The organism is Cyclobacterium sp. (assembly GCF_014762705.1).
Taxonomy (GTDB): Bacteria; Bacteroidota; Bacteroidia; order Cytophagales; family Cyclobacteriaceae; genus Cyclobacterium.
This window is the reverse complement of sequence record NZ_JABURL010000106.1, coordinates 1-17,141: the sequence shown is the minus strand read 5'-3', so window position 1 is coordinate 17,141 and position 17,141 is coordinate 1. Positions and strand designations below refer to the sequence as shown.

23 protein-coding genes and 1 pseudogene are annotated in these 17,141 nt (G+C 42.7%); 6 read left to right on the top strand and 18 right to left on the bottom strand.

The genetic code is table 11. The features are described 5' to 3' along the window. Positions 1-2: 2 nt before the first annotated feature. The gene (locus HUJ21_RS20640) at positions 3-437 is read right to left on the bottom strand and encodes a hypothetical protein (protein WP_291372489.1); all 435 of its coding nucleotides are present in this window, start codon (positions 435-437) and stop codon (positions 3-5) included. 54 nt (positions 438-491) lie between these two features. Beyond that, entirely contained in the window at positions 492-1,019 is a 528-nt protein-coding gene (locus tag HUJ21_RS20635; RefSeq protein WP_291372488.1) for a hypothetical protein, read from the bottom strand. Positions 1,020-1,441: 422 nt separating this feature from the next. Between HUJ21_RS20635 and HUJ21_RS20630 the strand changes: the two genes are divergently transcribed. The 4 genes from HUJ21_RS20630 to HUJ21_RS20615 all read left to right on the top strand — a co-directional run bounded on the left by HUJ21_RS20630 (position 1,442) and on the right by HUJ21_RS20615 (position 6,782). Beyond that, complete coding sequence (locus HUJ21_RS20630) at positions 1,442-1,630, top strand: hypothetical protein (protein WP_291372487.1); 189 nt, start codon at positions 1,442-1,444, stop codon at positions 1,628-1,630. Between the two features lie 58 nt (positions 1,631-1,688). Then, positions 1,689-2,339, top strand: a complete 651-nt coding sequence (locus HUJ21_RS20625; protein ID WP_291372486.1) for a DUF4145 domain-containing protein — start codon at positions 1,689-1,691, stop codon at positions 2,337-2,339. Between the two features lie 42 nt (positions 2,340-2,381). Beyond that, a complete protein-coding gene (locus tag HUJ21_RS20620; RefSeq protein ID WP_291372484.1) occupies positions 2,382-5,558 on the top strand; it encodes a type ISP restriction/modification enzyme in 3,177 nt (1,058 codons plus the stop codon). A gap of 141 nt (positions 5,559-5,699) precedes the next feature. After that, positions 5,700-6,782: a hypothetical protein gene (locus tag HUJ21_RS20615; RefSeq protein ID WP_291372482.1), complete on the top strand. Its 1,083-nt coding sequence runs from the start codon at positions 5,700-5,702 to the stop codon at positions 6,780-6,782. A gap of 178 nt (positions 6,783-6,960) precedes the next feature. Here HUJ21_RS20615 and HUJ21_RS20610 read toward each other — a convergent pair whose 3' ends face one another. The 11 genes from HUJ21_RS20610 to HUJ21_RS20560 form a co-directional block, all read right to left on the bottom strand. Continuing rightward, entirely contained in the window at positions 6,961-7,347 is a 387-nt protein-coding gene (locus tag HUJ21_RS20610) for a hypothetical protein (RefSeq protein ID WP_291372480.1), read from the bottom strand. A gap of 33 nt (positions 7,348-7,380) precedes the next feature. Further along, the gene (locus HUJ21_RS20605; protein WP_291372478.1) at positions 7,381-7,521 is read right to left on the bottom strand and encodes a hypothetical protein; all 141 of its coding nucleotides are present in this window, start codon (positions 7,519-7,521) and stop codon (positions 7,381-7,383) included. A gap of 39 nt (positions 7,522-7,560) precedes the next feature. After that, complete coding sequence (locus tag HUJ21_RS20600; RefSeq protein WP_291372477.1) at positions 7,561-7,857, bottom strand: hypothetical protein; 297 nt, start codon at positions 7,855-7,857, stop codon at positions 7,561-7,563. Further along, complete coding sequence (locus HUJ21_RS20595; protein WP_291372476.1) at positions 7,850-8,068, bottom strand: hypothetical protein; 219 nt, start codon at positions 8,066-8,068, stop codon at positions 7,850-7,852. Before HUJ21_RS20595 ends, HUJ21_RS20600 begins: the two co-directional genes overlap by 8 nt. Continuing rightward, positions 8,065-8,292, bottom strand: coding sequence for a hypothetical protein (locus tag HUJ21_RS20590; RefSeq protein ID WP_291372473.1), 228 nt, complete (start codon positions 8,290-8,292; stop codon positions 8,065-8,067). Before HUJ21_RS20590 ends, HUJ21_RS20595 begins: the two co-directional genes overlap by 4 nt. A 1-nt stretch (position 8,293) precedes the next feature. Then, entirely contained in the window at positions 8,294-11,176 is a 2,883-nt protein-coding gene (locus HUJ21_RS20585) for a hypothetical protein (protein ID WP_291372472.1), read from the bottom strand. Further along, complete coding sequence (locus HUJ21_RS20580) at positions 11,176-11,520, bottom strand: hypothetical protein (RefSeq protein WP_291372471.1); 345 nt, start codon at positions 11,518-11,520, stop codon at positions 11,176-11,178. The genes HUJ21_RS20585 and HUJ21_RS20580 overlap by 1 nt, the downstream gene beginning before the upstream one ends. A gap of 8 nt (positions 11,521-11,528) precedes the next feature. Next, positions 11,529-11,759, bottom strand: coding sequence for a hypothetical protein (locus tag HUJ21_RS20575; RefSeq protein WP_291372470.1), 231 nt, complete (start codon positions 11,757-11,759; stop codon positions 11,529-11,531). Beyond that, positions 11,737-11,973 carry a hypothetical protein gene (locus HUJ21_RS20570; protein WP_291372468.1) on the bottom strand — a complete coding sequence of 79 codons (237 nt, stop codon included), beginning with the start codon at positions 11,971-11,973 and terminating at the stop codon, positions 11,737-11,739. The genes HUJ21_RS20575 and HUJ21_RS20570 overlap by 23 nt, the downstream gene beginning before the upstream one ends. Before the next feature lie 85 nt (positions 11,974-12,058). Next, positions 12,059-12,652 (bottom strand): helix-turn-helix transcriptional regulator, encoded by a 594-nt coding sequence (locus HUJ21_RS20565; RefSeq protein ID WP_291372467.1) that lies wholly within the window; start codon positions 12,650-12,652, stop codon positions 12,059-12,061. Beyond that, entirely contained in the window at positions 12,642-12,896 is a 255-nt protein-coding gene (locus tag HUJ21_RS20560; protein ID WP_291372466.1) for a hypothetical protein, read from the bottom strand. Before HUJ21_RS20560 ends, HUJ21_RS20565 begins: the two co-directional genes overlap by 11 nt. 53 nt (positions 12,897-12,949) lie before the next feature. On the opposite strand from HUJ21_RS20560, the gene HUJ21_RS20555 reads away from it, so the two are divergent. After that, a complete protein-coding gene (locus HUJ21_RS20555) occupies positions 12,950-13,375 on the top strand; it encodes a hypothetical protein (protein WP_291372464.1) in 426 nt (141 codons plus the stop codon). 196 nt (positions 13,376-13,571) lie between these two features. Here HUJ21_RS20555 and HUJ21_RS20550 read toward each other — a convergent pair whose 3' ends face one another. Beyond that, on the bottom strand, positions 13,572-14,465 hold the full coding sequence (locus HUJ21_RS20550) for a YihY/virulence factor BrkB family protein (RefSeq protein ID WP_291372462.1): 894 nt from the start codon (positions 14,463-14,465) through the stop codon (positions 13,572-13,574). A gap of 266 nt (positions 14,466-14,731) precedes the next feature. Here HUJ21_RS20550 and HUJ21_RS20545 point away from each other — a divergent pair, with 266 nt between their 5' ends. Continuing rightward, positions 14,732-15,052 (top strand): hypothetical protein, encoded by a 321-nt coding sequence (locus tag HUJ21_RS20545; RefSeq protein WP_291372461.1) that lies wholly within the window; start codon positions 14,732-14,734, stop codon positions 15,050-15,052. Positions 15,053-15,109: 57 nt separating this feature from the next. Here the strand turns inward: HUJ21_RS20545 and HUJ21_RS20540 are convergent, their stop codons facing one another. From HUJ21_RS20540 to HUJ21_RS20525, 4 genes and pseudogenes are all read right to left on the bottom strand, one after another. Continuing rightward, the gene (locus tag HUJ21_RS20540; protein ID WP_291372460.1) at positions 15,110-15,274 is read right to left on the bottom strand and encodes a hypothetical protein; all 165 of its coding nucleotides are present in this window, start codon (positions 15,272-15,274) and stop codon (positions 15,110-15,112) included. A 12-nt stretch (positions 15,275-15,286) separates the two neighbouring features. Beyond that, positions 15,287-15,565, bottom strand: a complete 279-nt coding sequence (locus HUJ21_RS20535; RefSeq protein ID WP_291372459.1) for a hypothetical protein — start codon at positions 15,563-15,565, stop codon at positions 15,287-15,289. Between the two features lie 213 nt (positions 15,566-15,778). Continuing rightward, a complete protein-coding gene (locus HUJ21_RS20530; protein ID WP_291372457.1) occupies positions 15,779-16,336 on the bottom strand; it encodes a hypothetical protein in 558 nt (185 codons plus the stop codon). A 586-nt stretch (positions 16,337-16,922) separates the two neighbouring features. Next, positions 16,923-17,063 (bottom strand): annotated as a pseudogene (locus HUJ21_RS20525) (putative addiction module antidote protein); the annotation flags it as partial. Positions 17,064-17,141 lie beyond the last annotated feature (78 nt).

Genomic DNA, 17,141 nt, shown 5'->3' with positions numbered 1-17,141 from the left:
GGCTATGTGTATTGAGGTGTAAACGGTGGTGAAAAGATACCCTTACCTGCCAGGTCTACTATCCGGAAGGGATAGGCCCAGAAGCGGTGGGTAAACTGAATGTTCTTTTGCGTGAGGCTGTGGTCTTCGGTGAAGCGCACGGGATGATCCACCGAACCGATCAGCAATGGCGGCTGCCCATCATTAAAATCCAGGCGAACGATAACCGGATCCCTGACCAGGCGGCGCTCCATGATCCAGGAGCGAAAGGAGGAAGTGTAGCTCCTACCTGCTTTGCTGTAATCTTCCGATATGGTAAGCGTGGGTGGTTTGCTGATCGGCAGCTCCTGCCAGGCTGCCGTCACCGCCACTCCCCCACTCGGACTGTAGATCAGCCGGGTGACTTCCGAAATGAAAGCATAGCGCACACGGCAGATATGATTAATGGAGCGGATCATTGGCAGTTCGTAAATTTTTACCTGAATTCCTTAATTTCACGAAATGTTTTTTAGCTAATTCACTAAGATATTTTGCATGCCCAATTCGATTTTTTCATGCCTGTAATAGGCTTTATTGATCAGGGTCTTACAGCGCAGCTGCAGGAGCCGGAGCCCTTCCCGGTACTCCCGTTTCTTAAGCGTCTCATTGTCTTGAAGTAAGTTGGTCAGCTTTCGGCTCACTATGAAGGACTCAATGATATCCTTCTGCATCATGCCCAGCTTGCGGCCCTTCAGGTAGAAGCGGTCAAAGTCGATATGGAAGAAAACTTCCACCAGGTCATTGATCCGGAGCAGGTCTTCACGGGAAAAATAGAGGTGGTAGTTGGGCGCATTTTTAAGGCTGTCTGTTTTTGGCAGTAGCAGCTGCAGGGCCTGGGGATCCCGCTCTGGCTTGACTTCGGTATAGCGGACAAAGCTGCAGATGGCTTTGCCCAGGTCAGAGCTGCGGTCGATCAGGTAGCGGCCTTTTGCATCCAAAGGAAAGAGGTGCCGGAAGTATTCCCGGAGCAGGTCTTTGGTGATGGTAAGCTGAATATCCATGCTGTTTTTTTCTTCAATTTAATCAATTCGCATATTCATCGCAAATATATCTCATAATGAGATAATTCATTTTTCTACTTTCTTTTAAAAAAAATTATGTAACTCAATTCTCCTAATACCCAAGGATAGTGTAACTCTGTAACTTTGTATTTTTTGATTATTAATCAATTGGTTTTCAGTGTATTGATAAGTTGCGTTCCCGGAAGATGAAACTGTACCTCAGGTTACAGAATTTTGTAACCCTAAAAGGGGAGGGGACTGGTTACAAAGTTTTTTGTAACCGGGCAGAGTTGGCTACGAAAAAAAATAGTGATTCGTAACCAATTTAATGGGCTGATTTTGAGGGGTATTCAAGTAGAATTCCTTTATTAGTTACAGAGTTACAAAAATTTTGGGTAGATTATGATTTAAAAGGTGCAGGAATGAACGCAGAAAGACCCGGCCTGGGATGGCCAGGGCGGGAAGAAGGGAAAGCGGTGTCTCTCCCGGCCCGGATCAGCCGCAGTATTGTGGCAGTGTGGCTACTGAAATATGGCAGCATGTCTTTAGGCTCCAGAGGGGCTGTGGCCGGGAGAGACGGGGTTTATGAGTACCATGGGTCGGAATATTAATTGTAGTTTTTTTAAAAGATCATTTGTTATGATTTTGTCGCTTAATTAATCAAAAAAAATGAGTCAACATTACCAACCTGAATTCAAGAAGAGTTCTTTCCACTGTCCAAACTGTGGAGCATTTTCGCAACAGAAATGGGAAAATGTTTTTATTTTTCATCAAGGGTACCAAAGCCTATCTACAACTTTTTTAGCATTTTGTACGCATTGCCATGATATTTCAATTTGGCATAGGGAAAAAATGGTCTTTCCTGAAAATAGCAGTGCCCCACTGCCTAATGACGATCTTCCAGAAGAAATTAAGAACGACTACCTGGAAGCAAGAGAAATTCTAAATCAATCACCGAGAGGAAGTGCCGCATTGTTGAGATTAGTTATTCAGAAAATTTGTAAACTTCTCGGCGAAAAAGGAGAGCACATTAATACAGATATTTCAAATTTAGTCAAAAATGGATTACCCCAAGAAATCCAACAGTCCCTTGATTATGTAAGGGTAATAGGAAACAACGCTGTACACCCCGGCAGGTTAGACATTAAGGATAACAGAGAAATTGCCGTCAATCTGTTTAAACTCGTCAATATTATCTCAGATAGGATGATTACCCAGCCTAAACAAATTCAAAATCTTTACAATTCTTTACCAATCTCACAAACAGAATCCATTTCAAAACGAGATGGAAAAGCAAGTAACGGAGATAACGAAAAATAAATACAGCCAAACCATTTTTTCACCAACGATCACGTTTAAAAAATGAACCTATCAGAATACCTTGGAAACATCGACAAAAGATACCGCCAGGGCAATGCTACTGAACATACTTTTCGCGGAGATCTCCAGCAACTTCTTGAAAGTCTCTCCCCGTCCATTAGTGCGACCAATGAACCCAAAAGGCAAAAATGCGGTGCCCCTGACTATATTCTAACCAAAAAGGATATACCGGTGGGCTTTATTGAGGCGAAAGATATTGGAGATAAGGACCTTGACGGGGCAAAGAAGACCGGAAACAAAGAGCAGTTTGACCGGTATAAAGCGTCACTAAATAACCTAATCTTCACAGATTACATTAACTTCCACCTGTACCGGGAGGGGGAGTTTACCACAAAAATAGCCATTGGGGAAATTACCGAAAAGGGCATTAACCCCCTACCCGAGAACTTTGCCGCCTTTGAGAACCTAATCAAAGACTTTAGCAGCCACGTTGGACAAACGATAAAGAGCAGCAAGAAACTGGCTGAAATGATGGCCGGTAAAGCCCGGTTACTATCCGATATCATCGGCAATGCTCTGACCTCTGATGAGGCTAACCAGGAAGATAGCACGCTAAAAGACCAAATGAAGGCCTTTAAACAGATCCTAATCCACGACATTACCCCACAGGGATTTGCTGATGTATATGCACAAACCATCGCTTACGGTATGTTCGCTGCAAGGCTTCATGACCCTACCCTGGGGACTTTTACCCGCCAAGAGGCTGCCGAATTGATCCCAAAATCAAACCCTTTTCTACGTAAGCTTTTTGGCTACATTGCCGGACCGGATATTGACGATCGGATTAAATGGGTCGTGGATAGCCTGGCAGATATCTTCTTAGCGTGCAATGTGGAAAACATTCTGAAAAACTACGGGAAATCTACCAAAATGGAGGATCCAATCATCCATTTTTATGAAACATTTCTAACCGAATATGATCCCAAGCTGCGTAAATCCCGTGGGGTATGGTATACTCCTCAACCGGTGGTAGATTTTATCGTCCGAGCAGTGGATGATATATTGAAATCCGAATTTGACCTACCCCAGGGCCTGGCCGATACAAGTAAAACCACGATCAAAGTCAACACCCAAACAGAGGACCGACGATCAGCTACCGGATACAAGCAAGTGGAACAAGAGGTGCACCGGGTACAGATCTTAGATCCAGCCACCGGTACAGGTACCTTCCTGGCCGAAGTCGTCAAGCATATCCATAAGAAATTTACCGGGCAGGAAGGAATCTGGAGCAACTACGTAGAACGGCACCTGATCCCCCGGCTCAATGGCTTTGAGCTACTGATGGCCAGCTATGCCATGGCGCACCTGAAGCTGGACCTGCTATTAACCGAAACCGGATACAAACCAACCAGCAACCAGCGTCTGCGCGTGTATCTCACCAACAGTCTGGAAGAATACCACCAAGACACAGGGACGCTTTTTGCCAGTTGGCTCAGTGCGGAAGCAAATGATGCCAACCATGTGAAACGGGATACCCCGGTGATGTGTGTGATCGGAAACCCTCCATACAGTGTTAGTAGTTCGAACAAAAGTGAATGGATTCAAAATCTTATTGGGGATTACAAAATAGGTTTAAATGAACGAAAAATTAACTTAGATGACGATTACATAAAATTTATTCGGTATGGACAATATTATATAGATAAAAACGGAAGCGGTATTTTAGCTTACATATCTAATAACAGTTTTATAGATGGGATTACCCACCGACAAATGCGGAGAAGTATTTTAAAATCTTTTGACAAGATTTATATAGTTGATCTACACGGAAGTGCTAAAAAAAATGAGACAGCGATCGATGGAAGCAAAGATGAGAACGTATTTGACATTCAGCAAGGTGTTTCAATCAATATATTTGTTAAAACAGGTAAAAAGAAAACCTTAGAATTAGGCGAAATTTTTCATTCTGAACTCTATGGAAGAAGAAACCTAAAATATGAAAAACTTAATGGAAGTACGTTTTCATCTATCAAATGGAATAAATTAGAGAATATAGAACCTTATTTATTTTATGTTCCAAAGGATTTTAAATCAGGAAGTGAATATAAATCAGGTTTTAAAGTCGATAGTCTGATGAAAAACTATGTTTCTGGATTTCAAACAAAAAGGGATAAAATAACTATCAACATAAAGTCAAATGAGCTTCAAAAAGTTAAATCCGTGTTCAAAGAAAATGAAATTGATGAAATAAGAAGCCATTTGAAATTACCTTCTGATGGTCGAGATTGGAAAATTGAATGGGCAAAAGTCGATTTATTACAAAATAAACCAACTCAAGTAAAAGTAATGTATAGACCTTTTGATGATAGATTTACATTTTTTACGGGAAAATCAAAAGGTTTTGTTGCATATCCAAGAGCGGAGATGTTTGGTCATTTAAATAATTCTGAAAACGTTAGTCTGATTACTTGTCGTCAACAATCTACATTTGATTTTCAACACGTTTTTACAAGCAGACTTGTTTCTGATATGTGCAATATTTCATCTCAAACAAAAGAAACGGGATATATTTTTCCTCTTTACCTTTATACTGAAAACAAAGTACAACAAACCATCGAGCAAACAACAGAAAGACAACCAAATCTAAACCTTGAGATTGTAAAGCAAATTGCTGAGGGCTTGGGGTTGAGGTTTACCAACGAAAAGGAAGCTGCCGAAAATACCTTTGCGCCGATAGATATCCTGGATTATATCTATGCGGTGCTGCACTCGCCGAGCTACCGGGAGAGGTATAAGGAGTTTCTAAAAATAGACTTTCCCCGGGTGCCATATCCAAAAGATCCGAAAACCTTCTGGAAACTGGTGGAACTAGGTAGACAGCTGCGCCAAATCCACCTGCTGGAAAGCCCGACGGTGGAGCAATACATCACCCGGTATCCGGTACACGGATCAAATGAGGTGGTGAAGCCACGCTATGTCCCCGACACGGATGGCAGCGCGGGCAAGGTGTATATCAATGAGGAGCAGTACTTCGACGGGGTTCCGAAAGTGGCCTGGGAGTTCTACATCGGCGGTTACCAGCCGGCGCAGAAGTGGCTCAAGGATCGAAAGGGGCGCAACCTGGAATACGACGATATTCTCCACTACCAAAAAATCATTGTGGCACTTTCAGAAACGGACCAGCTCATGAAGGAGGTAGATAAGGTGGGTTTTATTTAGGTTCTGGATCATTGGGTTAAAAGATTTCATTTCTCTGAACTCAGCTTCTAAATAAATTTCATTCTAACGACCAATTGACTCAGGCCTCAATGATCATTAAGCACCAATCTTCGTATTAGTATCTATTTAATTAAAAGACTGATGAAATTTGACTTCATATCTGACCAAAATTTTAGAGAAATACTTGAAAGGGATTTTGAAGAGTTAAATAAATGCGCTGCTAATAACTGTACTAAATCCGTATTATTACTTTCAGGCAGTATTATCGAAGCCATATTAGCTGATTACTTCATAAACTTTTCAATTGAAGGATTGAAGAAAAAAGCAGTACTTTCTATGGATCTATTTGGGCTAATAGAAAAAGCTTATGAAGCCAAATTGATTTCCCAATCTACAAAGGAACTTTCAACAGTAATAAAAAACTACAGAAATCTTATTCATCCTGGACGAGAAATTAGAAAGAATGAAAGTTTTGATGAAAATACCGGAGATGTAGCTAAAAGTGTCCTAAATATAATTGTAAAAGAAGTAAGAGAAAACTACCTAAATAAAATTGGTTATACGGCAAATGACTTAATTTTGAAACTTGAAAGTGATGAATTATCTCAACCAATTTTTGAAAAAATTCTTACTAAGGTTCACAAAGGCGAGAAACACAAACTTTATAAGGCTCTAGTAGAATATGGGTTTAATTTAGAAAAATTTGAATTTGAAATAGAAGGAACTAAGAAATATCTAAGAATTCTTAAAACACAAATTGACAGAGAAGTCATTGAAAACCTTCTTCGAAAAATGATTAAAAAAATCGAAACGGGTGGAAATTGGGAAGTACTATCCTATTATAGATTACTACATGAGGAGATTAAATACTTAGAATATGATGAAATTGAATTTATCCTTCTTTATATCCTAAACACATTTATTGGAAACGCAAGTGATCCTGACAAGATTTCGAGTTATACAAATGATAATCTTCTTGCGTCATTTGGTACATATTTAAATAGTGAATCAGTTAAAAAGGAGTTTTTTAAATTAATATGCAAATTGGTTGAAAACCACACCAAAAAGGATTACGTATATTTTGACGCATATGACCAATTAGTTAACTCCGTAACAGCCGAAAAAAAAGCCAAAATTGAAACTTACGTTAGAGAAAGTGTAATGAGCATTTACAGCGAAAGGTTTTACGCAGGATATGATAATGGAGAATATTTACCTTTCTAATAAATTCCGCAACTATTTGATATTATAATTTTAGTAGGGATATGATAAATTTTTAGTAATACTAAAATGTGGAACACAGGATAGGCATCTCCATTTCCTTAAGCTCAAGGGGAGAGTAGGCGTTGAGAAACTGCTCAACGCCTACCTCCAGGGTAAATAATTTTTCTATCCCAGCCATTTACCTTAGGGATTTGGTTAGAATGGCAAAAATTTCCGCTTTGCCGCCCAGGGAATTATCCTCCGGCTGGGTAGCGATCAGGACGGATAGTGATTTCCTTCCTTCTGAAAACTGATCCAGAAAGGCGTGTGTCCAGGAAGATGCATTCAGGCAGAGGCCATTATCTTTTTGCCGAAATGGAACCCCGGCATCTACTCCCGGCCTATACTTAACCAGGTACCAGTCTTCAGAGCGGTCTGCATCACGGGCAAGCTCTATCCTGGTTTCTTTGGTCAGACCGATTTCCTCTGCAGCTGTCTTTGACAGGCTTATAAGCCCGGTTTTGGAAAATAAAATAGTGGGCTTGCCACGCTTGGTTTGTTTTAGGGGGATAAATTCTAAGTTCATGATAGGAGGGTTTTGGTGAATGATCATTTGAAATTATTCCGGATCTGATGCCAGAGCCACTGCCTGCGCACCTCTGGCGGTGCCTGATCCGGAGGCTCCTCCTTTGCCATCTCCCGAAGAAGGACCAGAATAGCTGAAAGTAGACAGAGCGATGCCACCAGGCAAAAAAAGCATAAGTACAGATAGTAAAAGGATGGCGTATAAAGCAGCTGATCAGTCATGTTCCCTCCTTTTCCTGATGATCAGCTCGGCCTCGAGCTCGCGGTAATCCACCGGTCCCAGGCCGGGAAAATGAAACCATTCGTAAGCTTTGCCGGGCCTACTGGCCGCATCATCAAACTGAATCAGCAGCCGGTCGCCGTCCCGGCTGATCACCTGCCCGGCAGGCACCAGGGCAGTGATCCGGACAGTACCGCAGGAGCTGGTGCAGGTGACCAGCAGGAGGAGCCAGAAGCAAAACGAAAAAAATCCGCTTACCCAGCAGCCATTATATCTTCGATGATCAGTCATTGCGCACCTCCTTTTTTTCCAGGTATTGTTCCAGGCGGATATCCACCAGGGCTTCCAGCTGTCTGGAGCTGTCCAGGCAGTTCTTTCGCTGGGCCCATAGCTTGGGCAGCTTTTTGGCTTTGGCTTCTTTAGTGAGTTGAAAGAAGCGTCTTTGTTCCTCTCGCATGTCTTTGACAGCGATCAGAAAACTGAGGTCTACAGTAATGTTCATGATGTTTCAGCAATGGTTTGGGTTTCCTGTAAGAATATTTTTCCTTTTCGAATCATCCGCTGCAGCCAGACCTTGTCTGTCTGATCGGATACCACCCGGGTGATAAGCCCGGAGCTTCCCTCAAGGATCTGGAAATAGACCAGGCCCTTTTTGCGGGATTTTTTTTCCTTGTCCATGAAGTCTTCCAGGGACATGGCAGGTCGGAGTTTGAGTAATATTTCCATATCAAAATTTGTCAAATACATCAGTCTGGCTGCCTGGTAGCAGCTTGTCATTCCCCGGGGTGATGGGGATCTGCTCTCCGCCTGCAGGCGAGGAAGCGGCAGTATTTCGGATGTAGATCATCTCCACGGAGGTGGGATGTCCGTCCTCCTGGATCTTGCGGATGATCCGGCCGGAGCTGTTTTTGAATTCCTCCGGATCCAGCTCATAGCCGTAGTACCTGGCCCAGGCCCGCATGGCTTTGGTGAATTTCTGTGAGGTCCACTTGGTATTGGTACTTCGGATAAAGTCCTCCATGGCGTATTTTTTGACCACGTCTTCGTTCATCCTGTCGCTGAAGTAGGTATCTGCCCACTCGTGGAATGCCGTGCCCATTTCGCTCAGTAAATTGCGTTTCTCGACATTCTCCATGGGAGGATCTATCTTGCCATGGTTCAGGTAGAACTCGCAGCACTGGATCATAAAATTGTAGAAGTCGTTCCAGTCGTCGTCTGTATAGTCCGGACCGAGGATATTCTTACCGAATTCCTCCCTGGGGTTTCTGCTCTCCCGGAAATAGCCGTCTTTGTTTTCGTGGTAGTAGTCGGAAAACACGCAGTATAGCACCCGGCGCAGTACGGAGCTGTCTATATTGCGAAGGGGGAAATTGGAGCTGAAGGCAAACTTTGGGGATTCCTCATAAGGGATTTCATAGGACTTGTTGTTCTTTGGATTCACAATCATATTGCCCGTGATATCACTGAAGAACACATCGAATTTCAGGTACTGATTGGCATCATCCACCAGGATATAATCGGTGTGAATGGTCACCCGGTCGTACATGTGTGGGTTTTCGGTCATCTTGGGATCCCTGCCCCGCAGGGTGACCGACTTCATAAATCGACTGACCGCCCCCATGGCAATGGACTTACCGGAACCCCCATGGCTTTCTCCCTCATCGCTGATCCGGTGGTCCATGGTCCAGATGGCCCATGGCCTGGAGGGATCCTTATACCGGTGCAGCAGGTAGCCCAGGACGTAGATCTTATTGACGAGCTGGTGCATTTGCTCCCGCTTCTCCTCCGGAGAGAGATTTTCCCCTGCTATGTCAAACAGGTGCTTTTTCTTATAAGCCTTTTGCGCGTCCGGACTGAGCCCTTCCAGGTTATCTTCCAGCTCCGTGCGCCAGTGGGTACGGCTGGTATTGATCAGGAAATTCAGGAAAATATTATCCTTCTTCAGGATATCGATGTGCCAGTCGCCATCTTCATTTTTGCTGATCTTGAAATGGGGTTCCTGCTCCTTGTACCGGTGCTTGATCACCTCATCTTCCCACACATATCGCTTGATCTCCCCCAGCTTGTGCACCCGGATACCGGACTTGCTGACTTCTACGGTTTTGTTTTCGAAAAAGAAAAACTGCCGGTCCCGGTCGAAATCTGAAAAATCCACCTCAGTCATGGGTAGATTGGACATGGACGCTTCCTTCAGCTGGGTACTGCGAAAGAATACATCCCGCAGGTCTTCGTCCACATACTGCTCTTCCAGGAAGCGGTGTACGTGGGTCTTCACCTCATTCACTTCTATCTCCCGGACGATGTTGTCTTTGATCTGAATGTAAATGAAGCCCTGCTTTTCGTTTTTGTTCTGCAGTCTGAAGAATCCGTTTTTGGTCAAAAAATTGTACAGCCTGGTATTTTTCACTTCAAACTTTGACCGCCAGTTGCCGGCCTTGTCTTCGTAGTAGATTTCATCCCAAAAACGATAAGGAAGCGCCGTTTTGACCAGTTGCTTAAAGTCGTAATAAGTATGGTATTTCAGGTAATCCCTGACATCCTTGGACGGATTGCCCCGCTTGTCCGGGCGCTCCCTGAGCTCTGCCGGCAGCATAACATTGTAGAGGTCCAGATGCTCCATGGCCAGACGATGCGCTTCCCTCAGTCCGGTGTGATCGATGTCCGGCATATTCATGACCTTATCTGCCAGCTTGGCCAGGCTCTTGAATTGCTTATCGGAGAGTTTGGCCGTTTCGCTGTTTGGCCAAACCACCTGGTAACCGATCATGGCCACGTTCATGCCATCGGATCCACCACTGCAGTAAACGATCTCCGGAAGCTTCTTTTTCTTTTTGGACCGGACCTCGCCTGTCTCTTCGTCAATGTCCTCTCCTTCCTGCAGCGACTCATAAGCCATATGGCAGGCAGATAGGCCATGTAAAAAATCTTTGTCTCGCTTACCGTAGTACATAAAGCGCCGGCCCTTGTCCGGACTGAGTGGCTGGTAAATTTTTTTGAAAGATCCCTCATCCCACATAAAAATGGGATATCGATCTGTGGCCGAAATAGTGATAACCTTCCGGTTTTTGACAATGGAATAACTGATCAGGGAATGAAAATGGTACCGTTTGAATACCTTTTCGATTTTTTCCCAATTGATGATTTTCTTCCCCTGATCATCCTTTTGATAAGGGATGGCCTTATCCGCCAGGACGGTGGTAACTTCCAGCTCGGTAAAACCTTCCCGGACTTCAAAATACCATTCGCCCTCATTCTCTTCTGCCTTTGCTTCTCTGGTGGTAATTTCGGGCTTCAGGATCTCCGGTGGCTCCTGCCCATCGAAACCGTACCTGGCGGCCAGCAGCTCCAGGGCTTCTTTAAATTCCAGGCCTTCTTCCTCCATGACCACCAGGATACCGTTTTTAGGCTTCTGATCTCCACCAAAGTCTGTTACGACCCAGTTGCCGTCAGAAAGCTGCTTCAGCGTAGCAGAGGCTGTCTTTTCACTGGCCCGAAGTTTGAACTTGGTCCCTTTTCGCTCGAGGGCTCGCTCTGCCTGGGGATAGTAATGCAGGATAATTTTGAGACCTCCGTCGGTCCCGTCCAATATTTTTTGCTGTTCTATGTACATCAGAAAAAAGTAAGTTCTTGCTGAAATCCAAGTTTGAGAAGCTGCCGGACGTAGTATCTGTCCGGTAGTGGGATTTCGTTCACTGTGGTGTAGGGTGTCTGAATGCTTCGCCTCTCTGTTTCGATCTGGTAGCCCATTTCACGAAGCTTCCGGATAAAGTAATACCTGCGCTGCTGGATTTTCCGCTTTCTACCGGCACGTGTTAAACTGTTTGCGGAAAAGCCCCCATTCTTCGCCGGAGCCATCCCGGACACGGATGTAATCGTTTCCCTGGTAGATGATGGGGAGAGCTTTGTCCCGAAGGTATTTTTCGAAGTGGTCGGCTGTGCAGGGGATATTTTCATGGCGAAGCTTAGGACTGATTTTCACTTTCTCGTAGTGCATTTTTGAGTACTTTGATTTTGATTTGATATCGATCTACTCCTTTTTTGAGGAGTTCTATTTCCTTTTCCAACTCATCGAGCTGGGCGGGATCTGCTTCCAGGTTCCGCATGCGAATGAGTTGCTGCTGACTTGCGCGCAGCTCCTGCCTGGCAAATTCCAGCAATTCCTCATAATCTCTAAGTTCTTTTCTTGGGCTCATAGTCAAGGTCTTTATAGAGTTGTTCATTGGTGATCAGCTGATCCATCACCTGGTAGAGATTCATCCGGATAGCGATTTCCCGCCGGATCCAGTTATGGGCATGCAGGTTATTAAGGGGTTCAAAAATTCCTTTAAGCCCCCTGGCCCTTTCTGTCCAGTGCTTTTTCTTTTGCCTGGCAATGTTGTGGTCGAGTAACAGTTTGAATGGGTTCATGGCTTGGTTTTTAAATTCCGGAACCGCTACCGGTACGGTCCCGGAATGGTTGTCGCTCAAACGTGGAATGAACTTTCCGGTAATGTCATATCAGGTTCTTTTCGAAAGCGAAGCGAACCAGTTCGGCTTTATTTTTATAGCCTGTTTTTTCTCGCAAATTTTTCATGTACACACCCACGGTAAGGACGGATATGCCCATTTTGTCTGCTATCTCTTTGTCCAGTAGTCCTTCAGGGATTAGCTTCAAAACTTCTATTTCCCTGGGGGTAAGTATTCCGTACCTGGCGGCCAGCAACTCACACAGCCGGCCTTCATATGGGCAATTGCCTCTCAAACTGCAATCGACATATTCGGTATCCTGCAATTGACCTTCGATCATATCGGGTTGATTGTCCAGGGCAGAATAACGGCACTTGATGTATTGGACAATCATTTCTTCCTCCGTCACAAAATCAGCGTCTACGAGTGCCTGAACTGCGGAAGGATGCTTCTGCATGTCTTCAAGAATCGACTCTTTCAGCCAGGTTGGCCATTCTGCAGGGGGAAGCATCTTGGATTGCACAATTGCGAAAACGCTTTCGCTTTTTGCGAAGAATTCGACGTTTTGGTCGACGATTCCTGCTGGTAATTTCCCGGATACACAGGTTTTCATTCTGGATATGAGTTCCTTATTTCTCATTTAAGATGGTGTTTTGTCGCGTTTTTATCTTATTTATAGAAAGTTGGTATTCCTCAATCACATCAAGGGCCGCTTGATGTACTTCCAGGTTATAGCGGTGTTCCTTTTCGGAAAAAAAATAGGAAATCGTCCTGGAGGACACATTTACCCGATTTTCTATCTTGGAGAAATAGCCATATGGCAATCTCTTTTTCAATTTTTTCAACTCCTTTTTGGATAGCATACTTGATTTTTGGTATTGCATGTTTTCTTAAAGTGCTATAACTATGCGGTAAATATGCGATATAAAGTATAGTAATGCAATATTTTTCATCTCAAAATGAGAAAAAACTTATTCCCAACTTTGTATACATGAAGTTTCACAGGGGAGAAATACTCAGAAAAAAGCTAGACGAGTATGCCAAAGAGCATGCGGTAAGCATATTGGCAATAGCAAAAAAGGCTTCCTATCACCCATCCAGTGCCTACAGGCATTTTGAAAAGGATGACCTCAGTTTCAACATTATCCATAAATATGGCCGGGCGATAGGCCATGATTTTTCAAAAGAGTTTCCGGAAATGCTTACAGAGTACGGTTTTTCACCAGAAGAAAAGGAGATTTACAGCAGCAGTGATCTGGCAAAATGCATCAAAGAAAAGGAACTCTGGCAGAAAAAGTACATCGAATTGTTGGAAGAGCACAACAAGCTTTTGATGGGAAAATTGGAGCAAAGTAAAGGGTGAAATTTCACCCCCGAGAAATTAAACACTGATAATCAATGATTTATTTAGAAGGATGTAGTCCCGCTCCTGGTACATTGATTAACAGTCAGTTAGAGCTTCTCCGTAACGAGAAGCTTTTTTTTTTACTGTGGGTTTAGCCCAGGTCCCGGCCCCACTTCCAGTGGTTGAAAATGGATGCTGTTTAATAACTTCGGTGTTATTTAGGATCAACCGGATCTTTAAGGGCATGTTGCTCAATTTCGGAATTCAATTCTGCACCCAGGAGAATTATAAATGTGCTGATAAAAAGCCACAGCATCAAAAATACAACCGCCGAAATGGAGCCATAAATTTCACCTAAATTCCAGAAATTGCGGATGTAAAATGAAAATCCCCAGGAAGCCAAAAGCCACAAAAGGCTGGCTAATACGGCACCTGGAATGACCCACTTGAACTCAGGCCGCTTTCTTCCCGGTCCAAATCTATAAATCAGACCAATACTACCCACCAGAATAAGCCCCATGATCAACCACCGCAGCCAACTGATAAGGCTTTCAATATTATCCGGTAAACCTATTTGTTCCACGATTGAAGGAAATGCCACGATCAGGGCAGCACTTAAAATAATTAGAATGATGGCTCCAAAGGTAAATAGTAGGGTAAGCCCGTTGTTTTTGATGATCCCCCTATTGCTTTTGGTCTCATAGGCGATGTTTATCCCCCTAAACAATGATTTTGTCCCAATGTTGGCAATCCAGACACCCAGTAAAATCCCAAAAAAGGTTCCCCATCCCAGGGAGTCGCCCTTGGACTGAATAAACTGATCCACCCGGTATTGGAGGATTTCATGCGTCTGCTCTGGCATCATCGAACTGATTTTGGATACCTGCTCTTCGATTTGCTGCGGATCCATGACGAAACCATAAATGGATATCAAAGCCATAATTGCGGGAAAGATGGCCAGAAAACCAAAAAATCCCACCCCGGCCGAAACAATGACTACATTATTTTCACCAATCTGGTCTTTTACGTTTATCAATATGGTCTTCCATCCGGAGAATATTATCTCAGAAATGGATTGAATCTTTTTGTCCTTACTATCTTTGGGCATGTGGTTTTGAGTTCTATGGAGTTTAATCAGGCCCCATTGGGAAATGGAGCTGCATTATAGGAAATCATTTCTCAATATAAGGTAATTTGTTTTGAATTGGACCAAAGACCCCTACCTACTTCTCAAGTGGGTAGGGGGACTTCAAAATGACAAGCTTGAAGTTCGGAACCCGAACGTTGCGGTTCGGAAGTCCCATCTTAAGGTTCGGAAGCTCTTATTTTGATCCAAAAATCGGAACTTTCTAGTTAAAATAGAAAAACCCTGACATGTTGACCGAAGCTTTTCGAATTTTCGGCTTGAAGAGGGTACTTCGGAACTGGGCGGTAGTACTTCGGAACCCGGCCTGTCAGGTTCTGAACCGCAAGCTTGCGGTTCGGAAGTGGGTCAATGCAGCTAAAAGGCGGAATAGGATGCCATTTTGGCGGCTGATCCGGGTAAAAAGGCGGATGTTTGCAGATAAAAAACAGATCGTTTCAGTTCGGAACCGTAGTATTGAAGTTCGGAAACGCATCGTTGGAGCCTGGAGCCGAAAAATGGAGGTTATATTTGGGGACAGGCATGGACTAAGGTACCTTTTTGTCCGTTAAAATGTAGCAGTTCAAGTTCACCCCGCCTGTCGCAGAACCTGTCTTATGGCCTGTGTTTTACTTCACTCGCTCTTTTGACTTTCTGGTTACTGGCTTTCTTTGTTTACCTGCTTTTTGTTTGGCAAAGTATTCTTTTAATTCACGCTCTTTACGTTCGGTAAGCTCTTCCCCACCAATTAAGTCAACATCGAGTTCTTTTTTGGATTTGCTCTTATTCATCATGGAAATACCTGTTTAAAGGTACAAAAAAACATGGTCATCTTTAATTTCTACACTTGCCAAGCCTTGAATTACAGATTGATTATTGACAATACTAAGCTTATAAATTTCCCTATGTTTTTGAGCAAATTCCGATTTCCAGTCAAATAACCAGCCGTTTTTCTTGGTGATATTTTTCAAGTCTTTAGTGGAAATCAAAGTGATGTCAGTCGGGAAACTGTCTCCCGTAATTCTGTTTTCAATAGAACGGGTTAATTTATCGAGTTCAATATCTATTCCAGTTTCTTTAGACATTTTCATACGAGCAATTGATGAAATTCAAAGTTTAATATCGATTGTTTTTTGTATCATTGTTCTTTTTAAGACAGATCAACGGTTCTCTAATATGGCCAGTAGCGTGTAAATACTAGCTCAATTTTCAGTTTATTTTTAAGTTTCTAAATTTACAAAAACTTTGGACTTAGCACCTTAGAAGCTACTGGATATACTAAGTGTTGTGCGTAGTATTCATTCGAACATTATTGTTTGATCCTGAATTAAATCAGCGTTTCTTTTAGCTTGATCATTTAAAGACAAATAATGAATAGCAAGAATTAGTTGAATGTTTGGGTCGTCTAAATCAAACGATTTTTTGTCTTTTAGCACTTCCGAATACTGAATATCTAATCCGAAGAAATCACCTGATGCTTGGATTCGTTCTGCATATTGAGCAATTCTAGGATTCGTTTTGCCCAAATCAGTCAAATATTGTTGGTATCTACCCATTGCAACGAAACAAATTTCATCAGCTTTTACTTTGCTTGGATAGAATGTAGATTCACAAAACACCCAAATTGCTTCAAAAGCTGAATCCGAAATTTTTTGATATAATTTTTTTTGTTCATCAAAATCAATATTTGTCCAGAATCTATTTCCAGTAGCCATCAAGTAATCGTGTGGTGTTCTCTCATAACAAGTTCTGAAATCAGAATCCATATGCAAGCACATTTCATCTTTAAAGAATTCAACAATCAATTTTAAATCCTCTATTTCTTTATCGGTAAAATTGGCGTTCAATTCAACCATTGAATACTGCGATTTACAAGAATAAAATACCTGAAAAAAGAGAAGGATTAATATAAGCAAAAATGTTTTTTCCATATTATGAACAACTACCCGCTAACCTCAACCCTTGCGGTTACTTCCCTTTTGGCCTTAGGGGCAAAACCTCCTAAATATAAGAAAAATCCAATTACCATCAACTAGGATTTTTCATTTCAGTTCACGTTTGCCGTCCAGCATTTCCCAGGGCAAGCCACCTGATCCAGGATCTGTGGCACATATATTCCAAATCATTTATTTAGTGGTTAGCCCTCAAAATTCAAGAAGCGCATATTGGGGAAAAAATTCCAGGAAGTAGGAAGTGTTTAATGTGAAATTTGGATTTAAGCCATCTTGATTTGGCTAAAGCCAATGACGCTAAAAAACCATATATTGCCTACAGCTATTAGGCAACTGATTAAAAATTCAAATCTGCAAATAGGTCTATTACGAATGTTTATCGTTTTTACTTTTACGAGGATATTGGATTTATTTTTATTTGCCCACCCACGGCTCATAAAACTTTCATTATTGTTTCAAATTGAGGCTTGGCACCAGTTGACAGTGCTTTTTACAAACCAGGCCTACTCATCCCCGTTTCTTCTGCTATCTTTGTCATTCCAATGGCGTTTGCAATGTGGCCGAGTGCTTCAATCACATCATCATTATTCCCTTCCCCTAACACAGCATTCAGGTATTCGACAATCATTTCCTTGCTGTCTAACTAATCTGCAATATCAAATTTTATTGTATTCTTTTGAAAAACAAAATACGTTATTTTTCTAATTTT

Excerpts from the sequence above, each read along its gene's own strand:
- HUJ21_RS20640 (WP_291372489.1), bottom strand. The coding sequence starts at position 437 with ATGATCCGCTCCATTAATCATATCTGCCGTGTGCGCTATGCTTTCATT.
- HUJ21_RS20635 (WP_291372488.1), bottom strand. The coding sequence starts at position 1,019 with ATGGATATTCAGCTTACCATCACCAAAGACCTGCTCCGGGAATACTTC.
- HUJ21_RS20630 (WP_291372487.1), top strand. The coding sequence starts at position 1,442 with ATGAACGCAGAAAGACCCGGCCTGGGATGGCCAGGGCGGGAAGAAGGG.
- HUJ21_RS20625 (WP_291372486.1), top strand. The coding sequence starts at position 1,689 with ATGAGTCAACATTACCAACCTGAATTCAAGAAGAGTTCTTTCCACTGT.
- HUJ21_RS20620 (WP_291372484.1), top strand. The coding sequence starts at position 2,382 with ATGAACCTATCAGAATACCTTGGAAACATCGACAAAAGATACCGCCAG.
- HUJ21_RS20615 (WP_291372482.1), top strand. The coding sequence starts at position 5,700 with ATGAAATTTGACTTCATATCTGACCAAAATTTTAGAGAAATACTTGAA.
- HUJ21_RS20610 (WP_291372480.1), bottom strand. The coding sequence starts at position 7,347 with ATGAACTTAGAATTTATCCCCCTAAAACAAACCAAGCGTGGCAAGCCC.
- HUJ21_RS20605 (WP_291372478.1), bottom strand. The coding sequence starts at position 7,521 with ATGCTTTTTTTGCCTGGTGGCATCGCTCTGTCTACTTTCAGCTATTCT.
- HUJ21_RS20600 (WP_291372477.1), bottom strand. The coding sequence starts at position 7,857 with ATGACTGATCATCGAAGATATAATGGCTGCTGGGTAAGCGGATTTTTT.
- HUJ21_RS20595 (WP_291372476.1), bottom strand. The coding sequence starts at position 8,068 with ATGAACATTACTGTAGACCTCAGTTTTCTGATCGCTGTCAAAGACATG.
- HUJ21_RS20590 (WP_291372473.1), bottom strand. The coding sequence starts at position 8,292 with ATGGAAATATTACTCAAACTCCGACCTGCCATGTCCCTGGAAGACTTC.
- HUJ21_RS20585 (WP_291372472.1), bottom strand. The coding sequence starts at position 11,176 with ATGTACATAGAACAGCAAAAAATATTGGACGGGACCGACGGAGGTCTC.
- HUJ21_RS20580 (WP_291372471.1), bottom strand. The coding sequence starts at position 11,520 with ATGAAAATATCCCCTGCACAGCCGACCACTTCGAAAAATACCTTCGGG.
- HUJ21_RS20575 (WP_291372470.1), bottom strand. The coding sequence starts at position 11,759 with ATGAGCCCAAGAAAAGAACTTAGAGATTATGAGGAATTGCTGGAATTT.
- HUJ21_RS20570 (WP_291372468.1), bottom strand. The coding sequence starts at position 11,973 with ATGAACCCATTCAAACTGTTACTCGACCACAACATTGCCAGGCAAAAG.
- HUJ21_RS20565 (WP_291372467.1), bottom strand. The coding sequence starts at position 12,652 with ATGAGAAATAAGGAACTCATATCCAGAATGAAAACCTGTGTATCCGGG.
- HUJ21_RS20560 (WP_291372466.1), bottom strand. The coding sequence starts at position 12,896 with ATGCAATACCAAAAATCAAGTATGCTATCCAAAAAGGAGTTGAAAAAA.
- HUJ21_RS20555 (WP_291372464.1), top strand. The coding sequence starts at position 12,950 with ATGCAATATTTTTCATCTCAAAATGAGAAAAAACTTATTCCCAACTTT.
- HUJ21_RS20550 (WP_291372462.1), bottom strand. The coding sequence starts at position 14,465 with ATGCCCAAAGATAGTAAGGACAAAAAGATTCAATCCATTTCTGAGATA.
- HUJ21_RS20545 (WP_291372461.1), top strand. The coding sequence starts at position 14,732 with ATGTTGACCGAAGCTTTTCGAATTTTCGGCTTGAAGAGGGTACTTCGG.
- HUJ21_RS20540 (WP_291372460.1), bottom strand. The coding sequence starts at position 15,274 with ATGATGAATAAGAGCAAATCCAAAAAAGAACTCGATGTTGACTTAATT.
- HUJ21_RS20535 (WP_291372459.1), bottom strand. The coding sequence starts at position 15,565 with ATGTCTAAAGAAACTGGAATAGATATTGAACTCGATAAATTAACCCGT.
- HUJ21_RS20530 (WP_291372457.1), bottom strand. The coding sequence starts at position 16,336 with ATGGTTGAATTGAACGCCAATTTTACCGATAAAGAAATAGAGGATTTA.